General features: G+C 60.8%; 21 protein-coding genes. 12 read left to right on the forward strand and 9 right to left on the reverse strand.

The features are described 5' to 3' along the window. Positions 1–118: 118 nt before the first annotated feature. The 4 genes from H2O77_RS07390 to cadR all read right to left on the reverse strand — a co-directional run bounded on the left by H2O77_RS07390 (position 119) and on the right by cadR (position 2,912). A complete protein-coding gene (locus tag H2O77_RS07390) occupies positions 119–997 on the reverse strand; it encodes a PAS domain-containing protein (RefSeq protein WP_215824293.1) in 879 nt (292 codons plus the stop codon). Beyond that, complete coding sequence (locus H2O77_RS18105) at positions 994–2,013, reverse strand: response regulator transcription factor (protein WP_215824294.1); 1,020 nt, start codon at positions 2,011–2,013, stop codon at positions 994–996. The genes H2O77_RS07390 and H2O77_RS18105 overlap by 4 nt, the downstream gene beginning before the upstream one ends. Next, a complete protein-coding gene (locus tag H2O77_RS07400) occupies positions 2,010–2,411 on the reverse strand; it encodes an ATP-binding protein (protein ID WP_043332223.1) in 402 nt (133 codons plus the stop codon). The genes H2O77_RS18105 and H2O77_RS07400 overlap by 4 nt, the downstream gene beginning before the upstream one ends. Positions 2,412–2,504: 93 nt before the next feature. Beyond that, positions 2,505–2,912 (reverse strand): Cd(II)/Pb(II)-responsive transcriptional regulator, encoded by a 408-nt coding sequence (gene cadR / locus H2O77_RS07405; protein ID WP_007148576.1) that lies wholly within the window; start codon positions 2,910–2,912, stop codon positions 2,505–2,507. Positions 2,913–3,007: 95 nt separating this feature from the next. Between cadR and H2O77_RS07410 the strand changes: the two genes are divergently transcribed. The 3 genes from H2O77_RS07410 to H2O77_RS07420 are packed head-to-tail and all read left to right on the forward strand — an operon-like array spanning position 3,008 to position 5,731. Further along, positions 3,008–3,904, forward strand: a complete 897-nt coding sequence (locus H2O77_RS07410) for a cation transporter (RefSeq protein ID WP_004364974.1) — start codon at positions 3,008–3,010, stop codon at positions 3,902–3,904. A 3-nt stretch (positions 3,905–3,907) separates the two neighbouring features. Continuing rightward, on the forward strand, positions 3,908–4,420 hold the full coding sequence (gene lspA / locus H2O77_RS07415) for a signal peptidase II (RefSeq protein ID WP_003821921.1): 513 nt from the start codon (positions 3,908–3,910) through the stop codon (positions 4,418–4,420). A gap of 21 nt (positions 4,421–4,441) precedes the next feature. Continuing rightward, positions 4,442–5,731, forward strand: a complete 1,290-nt coding sequence (locus H2O77_RS07420; protein ID WP_004574636.1) for an ISL3-like element ISPpu12 family transposase — start codon at positions 4,442–4,444, stop codon at positions 5,729–5,731. 42 nt (positions 5,732–5,773) lie between these two features. On the opposite strand, the gene H2O77_RS07425 is transcribed toward H2O77_RS07420, so the two are convergent. Then, positions 5,774–6,706, reverse strand: a complete 933-nt coding sequence (locus tag H2O77_RS07425; RefSeq protein ID WP_052384365.1) for a histidine kinase — start codon at positions 6,704–6,706, stop codon at positions 5,774–5,776. Between the two features lie 266 nt (positions 6,707–6,972). Between H2O77_RS07425 and H2O77_RS07430 the strand changes: the two genes are divergently transcribed. From H2O77_RS07430 to arfA, 6 genes are all read left to right on the forward strand, one after another. Then, positions 6,973–9,414 (forward strand): aminomethyltransferase family protein, encoded by a 2,442-nt coding sequence (locus H2O77_RS07430; protein ID WP_240548744.1) that lies wholly within the window; start codon positions 6,973–6,975, stop codon positions 9,412–9,414. 352 nt (positions 9,415–9,766) lie between these two features. Further along, positions 9,767–11,125 carry an ammonium transporter gene (locus tag H2O77_RS07435; RefSeq protein WP_107335007.1) on the forward strand — a complete coding sequence of 453 codons (1,359 nt, stop codon included), beginning with the start codon at positions 9,767–9,769 and terminating at the stop codon, positions 11,123–11,125. Positions 11,126–11,289: 164 nt separating this feature from the next. Continuing rightward, positions 11,290–11,457, forward strand: coding sequence for a hypothetical protein (locus H2O77_RS07440; protein ID WP_153635554.1), 168 nt, complete (start codon positions 11,290–11,292; stop codon positions 11,455–11,457). 183 nt (positions 11,458–11,640) lie between these two features. Then, positions 11,641–12,573 carry a phosphodiesterase gene (locus tag H2O77_RS07445; RefSeq protein ID WP_215824295.1) on the forward strand — a complete coding sequence of 311 codons (933 nt, stop codon included), beginning with the start codon at positions 11,641–11,643 and terminating at the stop codon, positions 12,571–12,573. After that, positions 12,570–13,226 carry an HAD family hydrolase gene (locus H2O77_RS07450; protein WP_215824296.1) on the forward strand — a complete coding sequence of 219 codons (657 nt, stop codon included), beginning with the start codon at positions 12,570–12,572 and terminating at the stop codon, positions 13,224–13,226. The genes H2O77_RS07445 and H2O77_RS07450 overlap by 4 nt, the downstream gene beginning before the upstream one ends. A gap of 137 nt (positions 13,227–13,363) precedes the next feature. Further along, on the forward strand, positions 13,364–13,543 hold the full coding sequence (gene arfA, locus H2O77_RS07455; RefSeq protein ID WP_215824297.1) for an alternative ribosome rescue factor ArfA: 180 nt from the start codon (positions 13,364–13,366) through the stop codon (positions 13,541–13,543). Positions 13,544–13,676: 133 nt separating this feature from the next. Here the strand turns inward: arfA and H2O77_RS07460 are convergent, their stop codons facing one another. Beyond that, positions 13,677–15,071: an oxidoreductase gene (locus H2O77_RS07460; protein ID WP_346428202.1), complete on the reverse strand. Its 1,395-nt coding sequence runs from the start codon at positions 15,069–15,071 to the stop codon at positions 13,677–13,679. Here H2O77_RS07460 and H2O77_RS07465 point away from each other — a divergent pair. Together H2O77_RS07465 and H2O77_RS07470 are read left to right on the forward strand one after the other, a co-directional pair. After that, positions 15,046–15,924 carry a LysR family transcriptional regulator gene (locus H2O77_RS07465; RefSeq protein ID WP_215824299.1) on the forward strand — a complete coding sequence of 293 codons (879 nt, stop codon included), beginning with the start codon at positions 15,046–15,048 and terminating at the stop codon, positions 15,922–15,924. The genes H2O77_RS07460 and H2O77_RS07465 overlap by 26 nt on opposite strands. 110 nt (positions 15,925–16,034) lie before the next feature. Then, positions 16,035–16,814 (forward strand): NYN domain-containing protein, encoded by a 780-nt coding sequence (locus H2O77_RS07470; RefSeq protein ID WP_043332362.1) that lies wholly within the window; start codon positions 16,035–16,037, stop codon positions 16,812–16,814. A gap of 88 nt (positions 16,815–16,902) precedes the next feature. Here the strand turns inward: H2O77_RS07470 and H2O77_RS07475 are convergent, their stop codons facing one another. The 3 genes from H2O77_RS07475 to H2O77_RS07485 all read right to left on the reverse strand — a co-directional run bounded on the left by H2O77_RS07475 (position 16,903) and on the right by H2O77_RS07485 (position 19,550). Beyond that, the gene (locus H2O77_RS07475) at positions 16,903–17,145 is read right to left on the reverse strand and encodes a YdcH family protein (protein WP_043332194.1); all 243 of its coding nucleotides are present in this window, start codon (positions 17,143–17,145) and stop codon (positions 16,903–16,905) included. Between the two features lie 120 nt (positions 17,146–17,265). Further along, positions 17,266–18,111: an enoyl-CoA hydratase/isomerase family protein gene (locus H2O77_RS07480; RefSeq protein WP_043332193.1), complete on the reverse strand. Its 846-nt coding sequence runs from the start codon at positions 18,109–18,111 to the stop codon at positions 17,266–17,268. Between the two features lie 251 nt (positions 18,112–18,362). Continuing rightward, positions 18,363–19,550: a CNNM domain-containing protein gene (locus H2O77_RS07485; protein WP_064503239.1), complete on the reverse strand. Its 1,188-nt coding sequence runs from the start codon at positions 19,548–19,550 to the stop codon at positions 18,363–18,365. A 520-nt stretch (positions 19,551–20,070) separates the two neighbouring features. On the opposite strand from H2O77_RS07485, the gene H2O77_RS07490 reads away from it, so the two are divergent. Next, complete coding sequence (locus tag H2O77_RS07490; RefSeq protein WP_052384362.1) at positions 20,071–21,018, forward strand: AraC family transcriptional regulator; 948 nt, start codon at positions 20,071–20,073, stop codon at positions 21,016–21,018. The last annotated feature ends 22 nt before the right edge of the window (positions 21,019–21,040 follow it).

Consider the following 21,040-nt stretch of genomic DNA (forward strand, 5'->3'; position numbering starts at 1 on the left):
TGACGTCGTGAAACACTGACAACGAAACAGGCTAGCGAGATGTGCTCCGGCTGCACATTGCTCGGAAAGGGTAGCCATAAAGGGGTACATCAGTTCATGTCTCAGTTCATGTCTCATTTCATGCGTCAGTCGATGGCGGTACGCCTGGAATATCCGAGGTGTCGACGGCGAAGATGATGCCCTCCACCGCCAAGGGCGTGCCATCCGGTGAATAGATGCCATGGCCCTTTTCCTGCACCCGGATGACCTCGCCTTTGCGATGGCGGATGCGGTAGGCAAGGGTGAAGGGAGTGCGGGCCTCAAGGGCTGCCTGCACCTGATCCCACACGCGGTCGGCATCTTCGGGATGGATCATCTCGCCGTAGGTGAGGGAGGGATGGTCGAGCAGTTGCTGGGGGCTGAGGCCGGTGATGGCCAGGCAGCCGTCACTGATGTATTCCATCGACCAGTGGCGGTTGTTGCGCGCGCGATAGACCATCGCGGGCAGCCCCTTGATCAGCCGTGTCAGGCTGCGCAGGTTGGCGACGTCGATCTGCTCCTGCTGCACGCGCTCGCTGATGTCATGCAGGGTGAGCGTGGCGGGCCAGGGCGAGGCCAGCGAGAGCGACTGGCTGCGCACTTCACACCAGCGATAGTGGTGGTCCGCCCCCATGATGCGCAATCGCCAGCAGTCAGGGCGTTCGCGGCGCGAAACGTGGCGGGCGAGCATGTCCCAGCGCGATTGATCCGCGGGGTGCAGGGCATCGCGCAGGCGCTGCGCTGCCGTGCCGTGCCCGTCCGCTCGAGTGGCGGGTGGCATGTCTTCCCGTGGGTCGCGCGATTCGTGTCCGCTCAGGGACTGCCAGCCGCGCGAGGCATACAGCAGCGTACTGTCGGCATTCACCACCAGCACGGCATCACTCAGCCCATCGAGAATCGCCTGTGCGCTGAAGGGCGAGGCAGTCGAGGCGGGCGAGGCAATCGAGGCGGAGGCGAACTGTTCGAGAAAGCGCATCATCGCAGGCTCTCCTTTTTGGCCCGGGTCGTATCCTGTTCGGCGCCTGTCGCGTCCTCGGCGAGCGCTCGGCTGGCATCGCTCGCGGGCGTCAGCGGGTGAGCGTAGACCCAGGCGGCCAGCTCCAGTCGCGAATGCAGGTTCAGCTTGCGCAGCAGATTCTTGACGTAGACCTTCACCGTGCTGTCACTGATGCCCAGCTCGCGGGCAATCAGCTTGTTGCTGAGGCCGCGCCCGATCCATTTGAGGGTATCGCGTTCACGCTCGGTCAGGCCTTCGTACCATTCAGGTGCCGTGGGCCAGTCAGGTGCCTTGGGCCAGTCAGCTGCCGTGGGCCAGTCAGCTGCCGTGGGCCAGTCAGGTGCCTTGGGCCAGTCAGCTGCCGTGGGCCAGTCAGGTGTCGTGGGTCGGTCGAGAGCGGCGGCCCCGTCGAGCGTGGGGCCAGCAGGGGGATTCGCCACAGCTGGCAGCGCCTCAGTCTGCTCCTGCTCCTGTTTATGCTGCTGTTTATGTGTCTGTGCTTGCGAGTGTTGTTCGCGCTGGCGGTGGTCCTGCTGCAGACGCCGGGCGAGCAGCAGCAAGGTCTCTTCCTCCAGCCCCAGCTTGCCGTCGATCACGGCCTGCAGGCGCTCGAGAATGCGTTCGGGGTCGGTGTCCTTCATCAGGTAGCCATCCGCCCCTTGCTGGATGGCATCCAACAGGTGGCGGCTGTCATCGGAGGCGGTCAGCAGCACTACCTTGAGAGTGGCATCACGCTGCTTGAGATGGCGCATCAGGGTCAGGCCATCGAGCTGCGGCATCTGCCAGTCGACGATCACCAGCTCCGGGGCCAGGGTGGGCAGGGCGTCGAGCAGATCGGTGCCGTCATCGAAGTCGGCCACGACCTCGAACAGGCCACCTTCACTCAAAAGCTCAGCCAGCCCACGCCGAAACAGCGGATGGTCGTCGACGAGCACGACTCGTGTCGGGGGTGTCGAGGGTGTCTGGTGTGTCGAGGGCATCTGGCGAGTCACGGTCATGTGTCGTGGCGCTCCCAGCTCAGTGTCACGCGGGTACCGCCATGGCGGGGTTGGGTGATGGCGAAGTCGGCCCCGAGCTGGCGTGCGCGATCCTGCATGATGCCCAGCCCGAAATGGGCGGGGGCGACGTCGGCGGGGTCAAAGCCGCAGCCGTTGTCCTCGATGGTCAGCAACACCCGCTCCGCTGGCTGAGGCCCTGAAGATTGATGAGGCCCTGAAGACTGATAGAGCAATTGCAGGCGCAGGTGGGGGGCTCGAGCATGGCGCACGCTGTTGGTCATCGCTTCGCGCACGATGAACATCACCTGCAGGGCCTGGGCATCGGGGAGGTGCAGCGACTGGATGCGGTTGTCGAGCTCGAACACCATGCCTGAGCGTGTCTCGAATTCCTCGATCAAGTTGTCGGGTAAGCGGATTAAATGGTTGATCTTACCTTTGCATGAGAGTGAGACAGACCGGCATCTCATCGGATTATCTGGTTGATGCTTCACCTACTGCTGGTGCATGTTTCCTTCGCTAATTCCAGCAAGAACCCCACACGCCTCAACTTCCCGGTCATCGTTGCAACTCGCTCTCAGTGAAACGAGTTGTTTCTCAAGCGCTTGCAGAGCGGTTATCTGCGACCGCACATGAGAGATGTGATCATCGAGCAAGGTGTTGACGGCGGTACAAGGCTGATGAGGGTCGTCCTGATAGCTCTGTAGTTCGTGAATCTCAGCCAGTGACAGGCCCAGGATTCTGCAGCGACGGATGAAGGCCAGCCCCTCACCATGCTTCTCGGTATAGACACGGTAACCGTTGTCCTGCCGATCAGGCGGCGGCAACAAGCCCTGCTGTTCATAGAAGCGGATCGTCTGTGTTTCGACCCCTACCAACTGCGCCAACTGACCAATGCGCATCAGCCTCCTCCCCAACGGATTCTTTACTCTATTGACCTTATAGTAGCTTTATAGTTTTAAATGGTACCACAACATTGTTCAAGTGGAGTCGTATCATGAGCAAATCCTGTGGTGGCGCCTGTGGCGGTGATGCAACGTCCGCAGCGGATACCGATATACAGGCCTCCTCCGAGGCGCCAGGGAGATGGGTCAGTGTTTATGCCGTGCCGAAGATGGACTGTCCATCAGAAGAACGAATGATTCGCCTAGCCCTGAACGGCTTTGAGGAGATTCGGGCGCTGTCCTTCGACTTGTCGAACCGCCGGCTGAAGGTCGTGCATGACGGCGAGGTCGAGCCCGTCACCTCGAAACTGAAGACCTTGGGGCTAGGCGCCTCGCTTCAGGAAACCGTCGCTGCAAATCCGGAGACCATCAAGGCCGCCGAGTTTTCGGCAGCTTCTGCTAAGCAAGAATCCGGGACCCTGCGCTGGTTGCTCGGCATCAATGCACTTCTGTTCGTGGTGGAAATGACTGCCGGTCTGATCGCCCGGTCCACCGGCCTGATTGGAGAATCCCTGGACAATTTTGCCGATGCGGCGGTGTACGGGCTTGCCCTTTATGCGGTTGGACATAGCGTGAAAATGCAGGTACGTGCCGCGCATCTTGCTGGTGTACTGCAACTGATCTTGGCTGTGGGCGTGCTCGTAGAGGTGGTGAGACGCTTTGTATTCGGTAGTGAGCCTGAATCGCTGGTGATGATGGCTATCGCATTCGTCGCATTGATTGCCAATACCAGTTGTCTGCTGCTCATATCCAAACATCGGGAAGGCGGGGCGCACATGAAGGCAAGCTGGATATTCTCGGCCAACGACGTGGTGATCAACCTGGGGGTCATCACCGCCGGCGCCCTGGTCGCGTGGACCGGTTCCAATTATCCGGATCTGATTATCGGCACCATCGCGGGGGGCATTGTACTTAACGGTGCCAGACGCATTTTGGCGTTGAAGGGTTAAATAATGCTCATTATTGGCAAAAAGCTCTCGCCGTATGCCCTATTGTCCATATCGGGCCTGCTGGCAGCGTCTGATCAGGCTGTAAAGTGGCTGGTGCAGCAATCAATGGCCTATGGCGAGTATGTTTCGGTGACCCCGTTCTTTAACTGGGTGCACCTATGGAACACCGGTGCCGCATTCAGTCTTTTTGCGAATGGTGGAGGCTGGCAGCGCTACTTTTTTATCGGAATCGCGGTAGTGGTCTCGATTTTTCTGATCAAGCTGATCCTTGAAAATCGTCATAAAGGAGAAGCCATCGCTTACAGTCTTATCCTCGGTGGCGCCATGGGCAACCTGATTGACCGGGTCTTTCGCGGCTATGTTGTGGATTCCTTTGATTTCTATTGGCGAGACTGGCATTGGCCGGCCTTCAACCTGGCTGATATTGCAATTGTCCTCGGTGCCTTACTTTTCGTTTCCAGCAGCTTGTTGGGTAAAAAAGCAAACACCAATGCCGAGTCGGATGGATCTGACTGACACCTACGCCTATACAACACCATGACCGAACTTCCCGACAACATCCTTCACCTGCCGCAATACCAAGTACTGGGCTGCAAATCAACCGACGACGAAATGCACTTCCAGGTGGACGTGCCCGATCCCATCGCCTGCGAGGAATGCGGCGTGCAGGGTGAGTTCGTACGGTTCGGCAAGCGTGACGTTCCCTATCGTGATCTGCCCATCCACGGCAAGCGGGTCACTCTCTGGGTGGTCCGCCGCCGATACACCTGCCGGGCCTGCAAGACAACATTCAGGCCCCAGCTACCGGAGATGGTGGACGGATTCCGTATGACACTGCGGCTGCATGAGTACGTGGAGAAGGAATCCTTCAACCACCCCTACACCTTTGTGGCGGCACAGACCGGCCTGGACGAGAAGACGGTGCGCGACATCTTCAACGCCCGCGCCGAGTTCCTGGGGCGCTGGCACCGCTTCGAGACGCCCCGCATCCTGGGCATTGACGAGCTATACCTGAACAAGCGCTACCGCTGCATTCTGACCAACATTGAGGAGCGAACCCTGCTCGACCTGCTGGCCACCCGCCGCCAGGACGTGGTGACCAACTACCTGATGAAGCTGAAAGACCGGCAGAAGGTCGAGATCGTCAGCATGGACATGTGGAACCCCTACCGGGCAGCGGTCAAGGCTGTGCTGCCCCAGGCCCGTATCGTGGTCGATAAGTTCCATGTGGTGCGCATGGCCAACGATGCCCTAGAGAGAGTGCGCAAGGGCCTCAGAAAGGAGCTGAAACCGTCCCAGAGCCGGACTCTCAAGGGAGACCGGAAAATCCTGCTGAAACGCGCTCACGAAGTCTCAGACCGGGAGCGCCTCATCATGGAGACCTGGACAGGCGCGTTCCCGCAACTGCTGGCCGCCTACGAGCACAAGGAGCGCTTCTACGGCATCTGGGACGCCACCACACGGCTCCAGGCAGAAGCCGCCCTGGACGAGTGGATAGCCACCATCCCGAAGGGCCAAAAGGAAGTCTGGAGCGATCTGGTCAGGGCAGTGGGAAACTGGCGCGAAGAGACCATGACCTACTTCGAGACGGACATGCCCGTCACCAACGCTTACACGGAGTCCATCAACCGACTGGCCAAGGACAAGAACCGTGAAGGGCGCGGTTACTCCTTCGAGGTGATGCGGGCACGAATGCTCTACACCACGAAGCACAAGAAGAAGGCACCGACTGCGAAGGTCTCTCCTTTCTACAAGAAAACCATCGGTTACGGACTGCCGGACTTCGCAGAGGAACTCAACTACGGAGTCGATCTATCAACCATCTGAGGGTGGTATCAGATTGATGGGGTGAAGGTGCCCCATCAACCATTAAATCCGTATACCCAAGTTGTCCAGCACACAGGCCAGCGGCGCGTCTCCCCAGGTGGCGTGCGCGCCGTTGATCAGCTCCCGGGTCTGGCGCAAGGCGCGCCGGGACTGGGTATGCACGTCCTCGGCCAGTGCCTGCACTTCCTGTGGCGCATGACGAGCGGCGCGAGTCAGGCGTGCGCTCTGCATCTGCAGATAACTCAATTCCTGGGCGAGGGTGTCGTGCAGTTCCGCCGCCAGATGTCGACGTTCGTTCTTCAGTGCCTGATCCACCGCTGCCTTCCTGTCTTCAGCGTGACGCGCCTGTTGCTGCTGATGCAGTGCCAGGCCACGGCTCAGGGCATCGATGGCGGCGCTCGCGAGCCTCGATTCGAGGGCTTCGGCGGCCGGCTCTCCAAGCCACAACCAGTCATCGCCTGTCGCCTGGCTGTCAGTGGTGTGCGTGAGGGCGATCAATACCCCGTGGGGCTTGCCCGAGACAGCTAGCGGCTGACGGCTGACGTGCGCGTCGTGAGCAATCTGGCTGACGATCTCCAGCAGGGTCTGACGCGTCTTTGCGGGCAGGGCGAGGCCAGTCGGCGCGATCACCTCATGGCGTTGCTGATCGACCCCGCGATGCAGCACGCAGCTCTCGACAGGACGTGAGCAAGCCTGAGTGCCGGCAATCTGCTGGCTGAAGAGGCCCATCCTCTCTCCCTGAAGTTCCCCCCAAAGCTCTCGCAGCAGCTCTCCCAGCAATGATGGCAGCGTCTCCGTGAGGTCAGCGCAGGTGGCGATGCGCAGGGTGATGGCGTCGAGCTTGGGCGTCTCGCGTCTCGCATCGCCGGGGGAGGAGTGCAGTGGGTCGTCGGCTCGGCGTACATCAACCAGGGCGGCCGCCGTTCGTGCAGCAGGCACCTTGCCTTCCTTCCCTGCGCCGAGAATGACTTGCATGCGAGCTCCTCTCTCTACTTCCTGCTTCGGGGTTCTTTCTTCGGGCTTGCGATGTCGCGTCAGCAAGCTTGATGAGCAAGCTTCATGCCAGTGAACGGCTTACCCCTTCATGGGTACCTCTCTTGATGGATTGTCGCGATCTCCACTGTGAGTAAATTTAATTCACCATGAAGAACGTGGTGCGTCGCAGAAGGGGATATGCACCATCCAGGCACATCGGGGAGCTGCTTCACCCCATCACGCGTGCAACGCCGGACCCACTTGCCATGACCACAAGAGGTATCACCACGATGGAGCTTGCAGTCGAGATACCCGCTGCCACGCCGTGCCAGCCGTATCGTTATCGAATACCCGGGCTGGATGCGCTGGCGCTTGAGCTGTCGCCGGGGGACAGCGTGCAGGTGTCATCCGTCGATGGTGCCCAGGCCTGCGAGTGGCTGTTATTGCCGCCAGGGGGCCGGGAGGGAGAGCACGGGGTGGCACAAGCTGGAGGGGCAGAAGTTGCAGAGGCAGAAGCTGGAGAGCTTGCAAACGCAGTCGATGGACTGACACTCGCGCGCTACGCCAGCATCACCTGTCTGGAAGAACATGCCTTTGCCAGCCAGCCACAAGGGGCAGAAGAGGGTAAGGCCGAGCAGGTGCGAAGCCCGTTCACCCAGCAGCGTCTGGCAGCGCTGGGAGTCGCGCAGGTGCCACTGTCGCAGTGGCAGCGCTTGTCAGTGGCCGGGTTGCCGGCCGAGATTCGCTGGCCGCTGGAAGCGCCTGCCGCGCGCCTGATTCTGTTGGCCCCCGGTGATGACATGTCGATCGATGGTGAGCATCTGGCCACCGAGCTTGAGGTCGCGCACTTTCAGAGCGTGCCCGATCAGGAGCAGTTACCCGTCCCCCTGGCGTCGATCAAGCAGGAGCGGCGAGTCGCGGCGGGCACGGTCGAGGTCTATGAGGTCAAGCAGGGCGAGTGGATCCAGATCATCGATGTGGCGGGTCGCCAGTGCTCCGATTTCGTGGCCTTCGATGCCAATGCCTGGGCGCAGGGGGAAGAGCTGGGGCTGGACGCCGGCGCCACGCGCAGCCTGTCCGGTCATTGCATGCCCAACCCGGGGCTCTACTCCGTGTTCTTCGATCAGCACCTGCATCCGATGCTTGAGGTCGTGCAGGACACGGTGGGGCGCCATGACAGCTTCATGCTCGCCTGTTCGCCGCAGTATTACGAAAACCACGGCTACTTCGGCCACGATAGCTGCACGATCAATTTCAACAACGCCCTGTCGGCGTCGCATGGCATTCAACAGCGTGCCAGCTGGCCGGCGATCAACTTCTTCTTCAATGCCTATGTAGAGCCTTGCGGCACCCTGGCGGTGGATGAGCCCTGGTCGCGCCCCGGCGACTACGTGCTGCTGCGCGCCGACCGTGACCTCATCTGCGCCTCATCGGCCTGTCCGGATGACATCGACGCCGCCAACGGCTGGGTACCGACCGATATCCAGGTGCGCATCTACGCCGCTGAACATGATTTCCCCCGTGGGATCGCCTATCGCAATCGGCCCGAGGAATTGCCGCGCATGACACTGCCCACCGCCTTTCATCCCTGCACCTCCGCCTTGACCAAGCAGTTCATCGACTACCACGGCTACTGGCTGGCCACGCATTACGAAGGGTGGGGCGCGCGGGCCGAATATCTGGCCTGCCGCGAGCGGGTCGCGATGATGGATCTCTCGGCGCTGCGCAAGTTCGAGGTCGCCGGTCCCGATGCCGAACGCCTGCTGCAATACGCATTGACCCGCAATGTGCGACGGCTCTCCATCGGCGAGGTGGTGTACTCGGCCATGTGTCAGGAAACCGGCGGCATGCTCGATGACGGCACCTTGTTCCGCATGGGCGAACAGACCTTCCGCTGGATCTGCGGTGACCCGGCCAGCGGCCAGTGGCTCAGGGAGCTTGCCCAGCGCCAGGGCTATCGCGTCACGGTGCGTGACTCCACTCATCAGCTGTACAACATCGCGCTGGAGGGCCCGAAGAGCCGCGAGGTGCTGGCGCCGCTGATCTGGAATGCGCGTACCCAGCCAGATGTTCAGGGGCTGGGCTGGTTCCGCTTCATGATCGGTCGTCTGTCGGGGCCGGATGGCATTCCGCTGATGGTGTCGCGTACCGGCTATACCGGCGAGCTCGGTTATGAAATCTGGTGTCATCCCAAGGACGCCCCGGCCGTATGGGAGTCGATCTGGGCGGCGGGTGAGCCCCATGGCATCGCGCCGCTGGGACTGGATGCCCTCGAAATGCTGAGAATCGAGGCGGGGCTGATCTTCGCCGGTCATGAATTCTGCCCGCAGACCTCCCCCTATGAGGCGGGCATCGGCTTCACCGTGCCGATGAAGAGCAAAGAGGATGATTTCGTCGGGCGGGCAGCGCTGCAACGCGAGGCGCCGGAATCACGGCATCGCGTGATGGGCCTGAAGATGCACAGCAGCGAGTTGGTCAGCCATGGCGATCTCGTCTACCACGGCCGCTATCCGGTGGGCGTGGTCACCAGTGCCACCCAGTCGCCGCTGCTCGATCGCTCCATCGCGATGTGCCGCCTGGCACCGGACTTCGCAAGCCCGGGAACCCAGCTTGAGATCGGCCAGCTGGATGGCCATCAGAAGCGCCTCGCCGCCGAGGTGGTGACATTGCCCTTCCATGACCCGGAGCGCCTCAAGGTGCGTAGCTGATCTCACTGCCAGGAGGGGAAGCATGAGAGGTGTGTCGCGCGCAATGACTTGCGTATATGCAGCGCCCTGCAAGTCATCTCACGGTGCATGCCGTGGCCGGCATGCCTCAATAACGCCCATCCTCCTCGCAGGGAAGGCTTTGCGGGCTTCATATCTGAAGAGGAGTCCTCGGTTTCAAGAATGATGCAGTAAAAACAACGAATTGCTGAGGGTGGCCAATCAGGGTCATCTGGCATGTCGCTTGCTTTATCCAGCAGGTCCCCTTGAAAAACAACAACAACCCCCGGACGGGCAGTGCCGCTTGCACAGTGAAGCGCGCTGATCCACAGGCTCCGGTAAAGGAGAAAAGACGATGGATGAAAAGACGTTGCAAAGCATATTGGATATGCATCAGGCGATGAACATCGAGGTGTTCTACTGGTGGTGTACCGCCATCATGTTCCTGATCCATGCAGGCTTTCTGGCCTATGAGATCGGTGCCTCCCGTTCCAAGAATGCGTTGGCATCCGGCATGAAGAACGTGCTGACGCTGGCCTCGATCATCCCCGCCTTCTACTTCGTGGGCTGGTGGATCTACAACGCCTTCCCCAATGGGCTGATCCCCATCGAGGCGTCCGCCGCTCTGCCGTGGAGCGCGAGCATGCGTCCGGACGCCGATGACATGGGCACCGGCATCTTCTTCGCCGCCTTTGCGCTGTTCGGCGCGACTACCGGCTCCATCCTGTCGGGGGCGGTGATCGAACGCATCCGCCTGGGGGCCTTCCTGATTCTGGCGGTGATTCTCGGTGCCGGTGTCTGGATCATGGCGGGCGCCTGGGGCTGGCATCCGGATGGCTGGATGCTGCACAAGCTGGGCTACCACGATGTCGGCGCCGCCGGTGTGGTGCACGCCGTGGCCGGCTTCTTCGCGCTGGGGGTGCTGCTCAATCTGGGCGCGCGCATCGGCAAGTACAGTGACGATGGCAAGCCGCAGGTGATCGCGCCGCACAACATGCCGATGACCCTGATCGGCCTGATGCTGATCATCGTCGGTTTCTTCGGCTTCCTCGGTGGCTGCATCATCTTCAACACCGGTGACATCGGCTGGACCACCATCTACGGTAATCGCACCAACCTTTCTGCCTTCGCCTTCAATACCCTGATGGGCTTCGGTGGCGGCGTGATCGGTGCCTATCTGTCCTCGCGTGATCCCTTCTGGACCATGTCCGGTGCGCTGGGCGGCATCATCACCGTCGCGGCGGGGCTGGATCTCTACAACCCGGGCCTGGCCTTCGTGCTGGCGGTCACCGGTGGCGCCCTGATGCCGAAGATCGGCGCACTGCTCGAGAAGCGTGGTCTGGATGACTCCGTCGGCGCCTTCGCGGTGCATGGCTTCTGCGGCTTCTACGGCGTGGTACTGGTGGGCATCTTCGCGGCCGGCTTCCCGAATGTCGGCGAAGGCGTGCCGGACGTCTCCTTCACCGGCCAGCTGACCGGCGCGGTGGTGATGGCACTGACGGGCTTCATTCCGGGCTGGGGCGTGGCCTATCTGCTCAAGAAGTTCAACCTGCTGCGCGTGCCGCCGCATGTCGAAGTACTGGGGCTGGACCTGTTCGAAGTCCCGGCCAAGGCCTACCCGGAAAGCCTGTCCTCCGAGACGAGCTCCAGCGTGCCGGCACGTTCCGGTGGGGTGGTCGCGGCGCCGATGGACAAGCGTCCTGACATCAGCTGAGTCCTGGTAGCTGAGCCCTGGTAGCTGAGCCCTGGTAGCTGAGCCTCGGCGCACATCCTGAAGGGGCCGGTCTGTCAAGATGATGTCGAGATAAGCGCTGACTGGCCCCGTTATTGCAGTACTGGTAGACCCAACCGATATCCGCTTTCGCAAGGAGTCTTGCAATGGAAACTGTCGATACTGTGGTACACGCTGGCAACTACGCCTTCTTCTTCAGCAACTCTGGCGCCGTGGCAGTGTGCCTGCTGGTCGCCGCTGGCGTCTGCATTGCGCTGAGCGCCAACATCCTGCGCCACGAGAAAGCGTCCTTCGAGAGCAAGAAGACGCCGTGACCCTCCGGGCATCATGACCGGCACATCAAACGCCGCAGCGCTCAGCGCTGCGGCGTTTTTGATAGGTGCCATTGCACCCGATTGGCTTTGCGCGAAGAGAGTGTGGCGTGCGTCACGCAGTCGTCACCTGAGAGCTTGATAATGGCGGCCCCTCAAGGTGGCACTCATGGAACGCGCGATAGCATGAAACTGATTCATCTGACCGATACCCATCTGGTCGCCCCTGACAAGCGACTTTACGGGCTGGACCCACGTGCACGGCTGGCGGCTGCCGTCGCCGATATCAATCTGCACTACGGCGATGCTCAGGGCGTGATCATCAGTGGTGACCTGACCGATCGCGGTGAGCCGGCCGCCTTCCAGGCACTGCGTGAGGTACTGGAAGAACTGTCGATGCCGTATTTCCTCGGCATGGGCAATCACGATGCGCGTGAGGCTCTGCAGGCCGCCTTCCCGGAGCTGCCCTGTGATGACGGAGGCTTCGTGCAGTATGCGCATGCCTTCGGCCCCGACGCCGATGATTGCGTGCTGGTGATGCTTGATTCGGCCGTCGCGGGGGAGCATGGTGGTCTGCTGTGTGAGTCTCGCCTGGCGTGGCTGGATGCCTGTCTGGCTGCGCATCACGATCGCCGTATTCTGCTGGCGCTGCATCATCCGCCCATGGCCCTCGGCATCCGCTACATGGACGACATCCGCTTGCAGAATTCACAGGCGCTGCATGACGTGATCCAGCGGCATGGCAACGTCGAGCACTTGCTGTTCGGGCATGTGCATCGTCCGGCCAGCGGTGTCTGGCGAGGGCTCTCGTTCTCGACCCTGCCGGGCGTCAATCACCAGGTCGGGCTGGATCTGGTCTCCGCGGCGGATTGTCTCGCCGGCAGTCATGAGCCGCCGGCCTATGGCGTGCTGATGATAGGCGAGGAGCAGATCGTCAATCACCTGCACCTCTACATGGATGACAGTCGCCGCTATTTCTTCCACGACACGCTCGAGGCCGCCCAGTCGCTGGAGGCGCTCGATGAATTGATCGCTCTGCAGCGCGATGAGCGGATTCCGACTCGCGAGCGCGAGCCGTTGAGCAATACCTTGCAGGCAGCTGAGGCAGCAAAAGAATGAACAAAGCGTTATATGTCTTTGATTTTGATGGTGTGATTGCCGACAGCCTGACACTGTGCCTCAAGGCCTGTGCACATGCGGCGTACCTGGAAGGGCGGACGATCGTGCTGGAACGCGATAGCTGGGAGTCGCTGGACAACGTGACCTTCGAGGAGATGGCGCGTGTGCAGGGCTTCACGGGCGAGGCCGTCGCGCGCTTTGCCGCACATGTCTTTTCCTATACCCGCCAGGCGACGCCGCCGGCGGTCTTCACCGGCATGCGCGAGGCCTTGTCGGCACTCGCCGAACAGGGCGACGTCATGGTGCTGTCGGCCAATCACAGCGAGATGATTCGTGCCACGCTGGCCGCCGCCGGCCTGGCGGATTGCGTGTCACAGGTGCTGGGCGGTGAGATCGCGGGTAGCAAGGGGGCCAAGCTGGCGGGTCTGTTGGCAGCGCCGCAAGTGGCGGTGGAGCGCAGCTGGATGGTGGGCGACGCCGTCAGCGACATTCGCGCCGCGCACGAGGCTGGGTGTCGTGCCGCTGCGGTCAGCTGGGGATGGCAGAGCCCCGAGCGGCTGGCCAGCATGGCACCGGAGCGGGTCATCGCGCAGCCTCAGGCGCTGATGATGCTGAGTGACCCGAGCATGACCCCGTCATTGACTCACGTTTGAGTCGCTGGAAACACGACCCATGGCGTTGAGTCGGCGACGCTGTATTTTCAGTGCTCAGCCCCTCGCCAAGGATTGATTTGTGCTTGGCGAGGTCTATAGTCGCGATGTTGATTCATCGACGACAGGAGATCATCACGATGACCCACAAGCGAAAGGTGCAGGACAACGCGCTCAAGGCGGTGCTGCGTACCCCGATGTTCAAGCAACGCGTGGTAAAGGCGCGCAAGGGCAAGGGCAGCTATCAGCGCCAGGGCAAGTCGCAGGGAAACAAGGGCGGCAGTGAAGCGCCTTCAGTCATTGTGCACAACGCTGCCTGAAGACGCTTCATTGGTGCGGTTTCCCACGACCTGACATGCATCACTGCAAGGGACTGAAACATGAACGCCGCAGCGTCAGCGCTGCGGCGTTTTGCGTCTTTTCTATTTTTTCGTCTGACCTACTGAGAGCGACTCAGCTCGAGAAGTGCGCATTCCAGGTCTCGGCGCGTGCGGCGTCGCGGGCCTCATAGTCGGCCAGCACCGTCTCCAGTTCGCCCAGTGATTCATGCTCACGATCCTCGCCCAGCTGGGTCAGACGCAGGGTATACCAGGCTGTCACCCCGCCTTCAGGCGGCGCGCTGAAGCGCGGGAATTCTGGCGTGGGGCATTCTCCGGCCTGCCAGAGTGTGGGCAGCGATGGGTGCAGCGCCAGTGGGCGGGCCAGGCCGACGAGGTCGACGGCGCCCTGTGCCACGGCGTCTTCGGCCTGGGCGAGTGTCTTGAAGCCGCCGGTTGCCATCAGGGGCAGGGTCGTTACCTCGCGTGCACGCTTGGCGAATTCGACGAAGTAGGGGCCGCTGGCGCTGGCATCCGACGCCGAGCTCGCGCCGGGGAAGTAGGTGCCGCCACTGATATCGATCAGGTCGATGGGCAGCTCATCGAGCGCTGCTATTACCTGCAGCGCTTCGGCTTCCTCGAAACCGCCTTGCAGTTGGTCGCTGGAGTTGAGCTTCACCAGTACCGGGTAGTCGTGGCCAACGGCCTCACGCACGGCAATGATCACCTCACGCATCAGGCGCATGCGGTTTTCGAGGCTGCCGCCGTAGTCATCCGTGCGCTGGTTGAAGAGGGGAGACAGAAACTGGCTGAGCAGGAAGCCGTGTGCCGCATGCACCTGTACCCCGCCAAACCCGGCTTCACGCGCCAGGCGAGCCGTCATTGCCATGGCGCCAGGCAGTGCCTTGATGGCCGCCAGACTCATGGCCTCGCAACGTAGCCCGGGAATATCCAGTGCACTGGGGCCGTGCGCCGTGCTGGTCGGTGGGTAGGCCATCGCACCGGCGTGGCCGAGCTGCAGCCAGAGGTCTGCACCGTGCTGTTGACCGCGCTGGGCCAGTTGCGTGAAGGCCGCGAGATCGGATTGCGCGTTGAGCACCAGATTGCCCGGTTTCTCGGCATGGTGGTGGTCAGGCTGTACCTCACCGACCAGCGACGCCGCCACGCCACCCTCTGCCCAGCGCTCGTAAAGGCGCAGCTGTGCCTCACTGGGATGCCCCGTGCCATCGCCGAGAGAATCCGACATCGCAGCCTTGACGATTCGGTTGGCGAGCACCCGGCCGCTTGGCAACGTGAGAGGGGTAAACAGGGCGGAGGCTGTCGGCTGGTCTGTCATGGCGGCGATGTCTCTCTTGGTGCGGGTTGAGTAAAAAAGATGTGGCAAGGAATATGCTGAGCAATGTGGCACTGAATCTGTCATTTCAGGAACTGATGACAGGGTGACATGCCTTGCGGACGGAGATAATCCGTTGTGCGCGCACAGTATCCGTGAGCAAATGGAACATATGAAAACGCATACGGACCTCGACATCTTTCACGCCGTCGTCGACGCCGGCACCTTCACCGGGGCGGCGCGCCAGCTTGGCATTACCCACTCCGCGATCAGCAAGCGCATCGCGCAGCTGGAACAGCGCCTTGGTGCCCAGCTGTTGATTCGCTCCACTCGGCAGATGCGCTTGAGTGAAGCGGGGCAGCTCTATGCCCTGGAGACGCGCGAGTTGCAGGAGCGCCTGCGCAATGTGGAGCAGGAGATCGCCGAAGGCAGCGGCGCGCTCAGGGGCCGCATTCGCCTCTCGTGTTCCAATGCCTTGGGCAAGCTGCAGGTGATGCCCCTGCTGTTGCGCTTCATGGAGCGCTATCCCGAGGTGATCGTGGACCTGACGCTGTCGGACGCGGTGGTCGACCTGGTCCATGAAGGGATGGATCTGGCGATACGCAGCACCGCACAGCCCGAGCTCGGCCTGATCGCCAGACGGTTGGCCACCAACCATCGCGTCATCTGTGCATCACCGGACTATCTGGCAAGCCACGGCACGCCGCGCTCAGTGCCGGAGCTGGCGGAGCATGTCAGCCTGATCCTGAATCTCCCCGGCGGCTTCAATGCTTGGGGGCTCAAGTCACTGCCCGACATGCGTTGCGGCTTCCTCTCCAATTCCCTGGAAACCCTGCACGCCGCCTGCCTGGGCAGCCGCGGCATTGCCTGTCTGCCGCACTACCTGATCGCCGATGACCTGACTTCTGGACGCTTGATCCCGCTGCTGGAAGACATACGTGGGGACGGCGCAGATACCAGCATCTACATCGTCCGCCCGGAGACGCAGATTCTTCCTCGGCGAGTGAGGGTGCTGATGGATGCCTTGATAGAGGGATTTGAAACCGGCTAGGGGCGTTTGCCAAGGGCATGACTTATCTGGTGATCATCATGGTCATTACATGACATATTATCTCCAGGAGAGATAACAGGATTTCAGTGACGTACATCATGGAGCGATACATGTCACAGATAGGACGCAATAGATTGGCGGTACTTATTGATGCTGACAATGCGCAGGCTGCTATCTGCGAAGCGCTGCTGGCAGAGATTTCAAAGCTGGGGGTCAGCACCATCAAGCGGGCTTACGGAGACTGGACGACGCCGAACCTTGCGCCATGGAAAGAGCATCTTCTGCGTCATGCCATTCATCCGGTTCAGCAGTTCAGCTATACCCAGGGCAAGAATGCAACTGACTCTGCGTTGATCATCGATGCCATGGACTTGCTGTACTCGGGGAACGTGGAGGGGTTCTGCCTCATCTCTTCGGACAGCGACTTTACACGGCTGGCGGCTCGTTTGAGAGAGAGCGGCATGCTGGTATATGGCTTCGGTGAAGACAAGACACCGCAGCCATTCGTGTCTGCCTGCGACAAGTTCATCTACAGCGAAGGACTGCGCAAGGTGGCTGAGAAGCCTGTCCCGGCCATGTCAGTCAGCAAGCCGGCTGCTGAGCCGGTAACCCTCGTCAAGCCGACCAAGGCACAGAGGCAGTTGAGGTCGCATATCTTGAATGCGGTGAATGAACTGCAACAAGTTGATGGTTGGGCTCCTTTGTCAGCAGTTGGTGGATATCTAAAGAAGAAGATGCCCGACTTGAAACCGTCTGATCATGGCGCCAGCAAGCTTGGAGCGATGATTCAGAAACTGGATTATCTGGATGTATGCCGTAGGCCTGTTAAAGGGGGAAGTATGCATTTCTATATCCGAAAAAAGAGTAGCCAGCCTGCAAAGGCCAGCTGATCAGGCAATCTAATGATAGAGGTAGTCAGTCACACAAGCCGATGGATAATAATCGGCCGCTATTTCCAGGTAATGCGCAGTCGTCGCTTTACTTAGCCGCCATCATTCGCTCGTACAGACCATCCTTGAGCAGGCTGCGCTGGTGCTTGAGCTGGTGCATGGAGTCATCGCCGATCGGCGATTCATCGACTTCCAGGGCGTGAATCTCGATATCGATACGGGTATAGGCTTCCGCGATGCGGGCAAACTCTTCATTGCCATTGATCAGGCGCAGAATGAGTTCACGTTGCTGAGGGAAGTCGTTGCACAGGGAGTGGTCATCGATATGCATGGTGTGGCTCCGAAATAGGGTGGGAGAATCCAAAAAGAGAAAGGGGGTGGGAGAATTCAAAAAGAGGGAGTGTCGCCACTCCCTTAAAGGGCATCCTTGCTTACGTTGCAGGACGTATTCTCAAACGATGGACTGGACGTCGATCACGATCTGGTCCCAGTTGCGCTGGGCGGTCATGTCGTTTTCGACATCGCTGTCATAGGCATTCTGGAAGCGCTTGATGGCGGCGGTCTGGCTGGTGGCCTGATAGAGCCAATAGGCCTCTTCCTTCAAGGCGTCTTCGATGGGCTTGTCGATGGAGGCGTAGACGGCCTGTTTGCAGGCGTTGATGGCGGCTGATGGCCACAAGGAGATTCGCTCGGCCAGCGAGTCGACGAAGGGGCCGATCTCCTGCGGGTCCAGCGCACGATTGATGGTGCCGTATTCGGCGGCCTGATCGGCATCGAAGTCCTTGGCGCTGAGGATGATTTCCAGCGCTCGGCCAAGGCCTGCCTGACGTGCCATGCGTGAGGCACCACCCCCGCAGGGCAGAATGCCCATCGCGACTTCCATCTGCATGAAACGGGCCTTGCCACGTGCGGCGAAGCGCATGTCACAGGCCAGGGCAAATTCGTGACCACCGCCGCGGGCAAAACCCTCAATCTTGGCGATGGTCGCCTGGGGCAGGCGGCTTACGCGCTCGAGGACCACCTGCAGGTCCAGCAGCTTGACCTCACACTGGTGGACCGCATGAGTCGACATGTCCTTGAGGAAGTCCACGTCTGCATGGGCGACAAAGATTTCCGGATGGGCTGACTGGAAGACCACCACCTTGGTGTCGCTGTCACGCTCGAGCTTCTGCGACAGCATGGTCAGGTCGGCCAGCATGGGAATGTCCTGAATATTGACCGGCGGATAATCGAAGGTCACATACAGAATGGCGCCTTTCTGTTCAGTGCGGAACGTCGTAAATTTCTTGTATATCATTATGTTATCTCGGTTCGTTCGCTGCCCGTCGTGTGTGATTAACGTTAGCACCGAGTCCGGGGATTGATTACCGAGAGATTGGAAGAAAGAAATTATTCGATTGATTGAGAGTCGGGGTTCGCAAGAGGAATCAATGGGTTATCAGGCGGTATCAACAGCCGCCAATAAAAAAGTCCCGCGATAGTCGTATCTGGCAACGACTTTCACGGGACTTTTGCCTGCGAGCGGGTCACAAGCGTGGAGGGACGAGCCTAGCCCTTGCTGTCATCGGCGCTCTTGGCAGGCCCTTTGGCAGAGTTATTGGCTGAGCCCGCCTCTTGCTCGGTTTGCTCGTAGACGGGTAAAGCACCTTCACCAGAGCCAGCTTCATCGCCCGAGACAGCACCTTCACCAGCCGCCGTTTCAGCGGAAGGCTGGGTGCTTGAGGTGTTGGCACCGATACGCTTGGTCCAGCGCTGGCGGGCAAAGCGGCGCAGATTGGCCACGTTGTCCGTCTCGTCGATGATGTCCTCGCCCAGAATCGTCTCCATCACGTCTTCCAGCGTGATGACACCCAGCCAGTTGCCGAGGTTGTCGTAGACCACGCACAGATGCTGTCGTTCGCGCTGCATGAGCCCAAAGGCATGTTCGACGTTGTCTTCGGCGTGCAGCTCGCTGATCGGGCGCATCAGATCCTTGAGCGGCGTGGTGGGCTCTGCCTGATGGGCATCGGCCCGATGGATCATGCCCAGCGTTCGCTCATCGTCGGTCATCACCGGGTAGCGGCTGAAGGGCCAGATCGTCAGCTGGTCATTGAACTCGGCCACGCTCATCTCGGGACTGACCGTCTGGCAGACAGGGCGCGGCGTCAGAACGTCACGCACCTTCATCTCATGCAGATTGAGGATGTTGGTGATGACGCGCTGTTCATCATTTTCCAGGGCTTTCTTGTCGAGCCCCATCTGGGCCAGTGCCTTGATCTCGCCACGCACATCGATGTCATGGGCATCCTTGCCGATGCGCGAGGTGATCAACTCCGACAGCCAGATCAGTGGCTTGAGCGCGATGACCATGGCATTGAGCACGCCGGGCAGCATCGGCGACAGCTGACGCCAGTAGGTGGCACCGATGGTCTTGGGGATGATTTCCGAGGCCACCAGGATCAGCAGCGTCATCACCGCCGAGGCTACGCCGACCCAGGCTTCCCCGAAGACGACCGATACCTGCGCGCCCACCCCCGTGGCACCGACGGTATGCGCGATGGTGTTGAGCGTCAGGATGGCGGCCAGCGGCTTGTCGATATTGTCCTTGAGCTTGGCCAGAGCGGCGTGGCGCTTGGGGTGCTGGTCTCTCAGGCTTGCCACATAGCTGGGAGAGAGCGACAGCAGCGCCGCCTCGAGCACGGAGCAGATGAATGAGATGCCAATCGCGATGGCAGCGAACAGGATCAACAGAAACATGAGGCGTGCTCCTTGGGGGAAAGGCATCCATTAGTGACATAAGGCGCAGCACTGTCAAACCCGTGAATTCTCGCAGAGTTTTCAGCCTGCTGGCCAAGCTTGCCAGCCTGTGTCGCAAAGTGCCGTTGACTCGAGGGATGCAAGAGGGCTGTGAGAGGACTGGGAGAGAGAACAGGGCTTTACATGAGACAAGATGCAATACTTATATGATAATGAGATTGTTTTGCTTTCGGTAATCATTGTATTTTGTGGTCGCCAGCCGTATTCGCAAGCCGCGGCCTGGCGTGGCCGCTGAGTAGCATCGTGCGACCCTTCAGCCGTCAGTGCGACCCGCAGCAGGCGATAGGCCTTCACCAGGATTCACCTTGCAGGGATTTGCAGCGTCATGTCACAGCCGCTTGGAGACATAGCCGACAGTCGGGCCACTCGCCGCGTCATGGCCCCACCTCAACAGCGCCCTTCATCGCTCAGCGAGCGGCGAGGCTGGCGAGCAGCGAAATATCCGCATTGCGAGGGGCAGATGCATGACCTGCATCCCTGGCGGGATGCGCATCTGACGCTGTGTGATCTAGAGGTGTCACGCGCCTATCATGGCCAGCATCAGTTTCATGAGGGCCTCTATCTCTGCCTGGTGCTGGAAGGGCGATTGACGCTATCAGGCGTGGACGGCGCGGGGATCGACTTGTCCGCGGGGCAAGGAGGGATATTTCGCCCGGCGAGAACGCAGTCTGCGCCGCCGACGCTGAAGAGCTATCACCCTCAAGGCCGCCTGCGCTGTATCAGCTTGCATCTGGAGGGCGAGTCCAGCCAGAGCCTGCAGGTACGGCGGGGGCTGGCGAACTGGGATGCATTACCGTGCGCGCGTCATTCCAGCCCGCTGGGCTGGACGCCGGGGCGCTGGCTTCATCAGCAACTGGATGAGCGTGTCAGGGTCCCTGATGGTGAGGGCGTACGAGGAGAGTGCGAGACGCCAGCGACCCCCGCCTGCGAGGGTGATATGCTGGAGTGGCAGGGGATCGCGCTGCAGTTGTTGGGGGCGGCACTCAAGCGCCGCGCTGGTGAGGCGCAGGAGGTGCCGGCGTTCTCCGCAGCTCCTGCACCCCCTGCATCGCCATTAGCGTCCCCATCGGGACCCCACGGTGCCTGTCGACATCTGGAGGCGGTGCGCCAGTGTCTTGCCGCCGTGCCGCATGGCACACACTCGCTGGAGGAACTGGCGCGGCTGGCCTGCATGAGCCCCTCCGGTTTGCGCCACAAGTTTCGCCAGGCCTTCGGGCAGTCACTGGGCAGTTATCAGCGTGAATGTCGCATGCGGTGTGCCGAGCAGGCTCTGCGGCGCGGGGTGAGCATTCAGCAGGTGGCGCATCAGGTGGGGTATGCCCATGCCTGCAACTTCGCCACGGCCTACCGGCGTCATTTCGGGGTGTCGCCACAGGTGGCACGAGCCAGGTTTCATCGCGTTGAGTGAGCCGTGATGGCGGCGAGCACCT

This window comes from Cobetia sp. 4B, assembly GCF_018831605.1.
Lineage (GTDB): Bacteria > Pseudomonadota > Gammaproteobacteria > Pseudomonadales > Halomonadaceae > Cobetia > Cobetia amphilecti.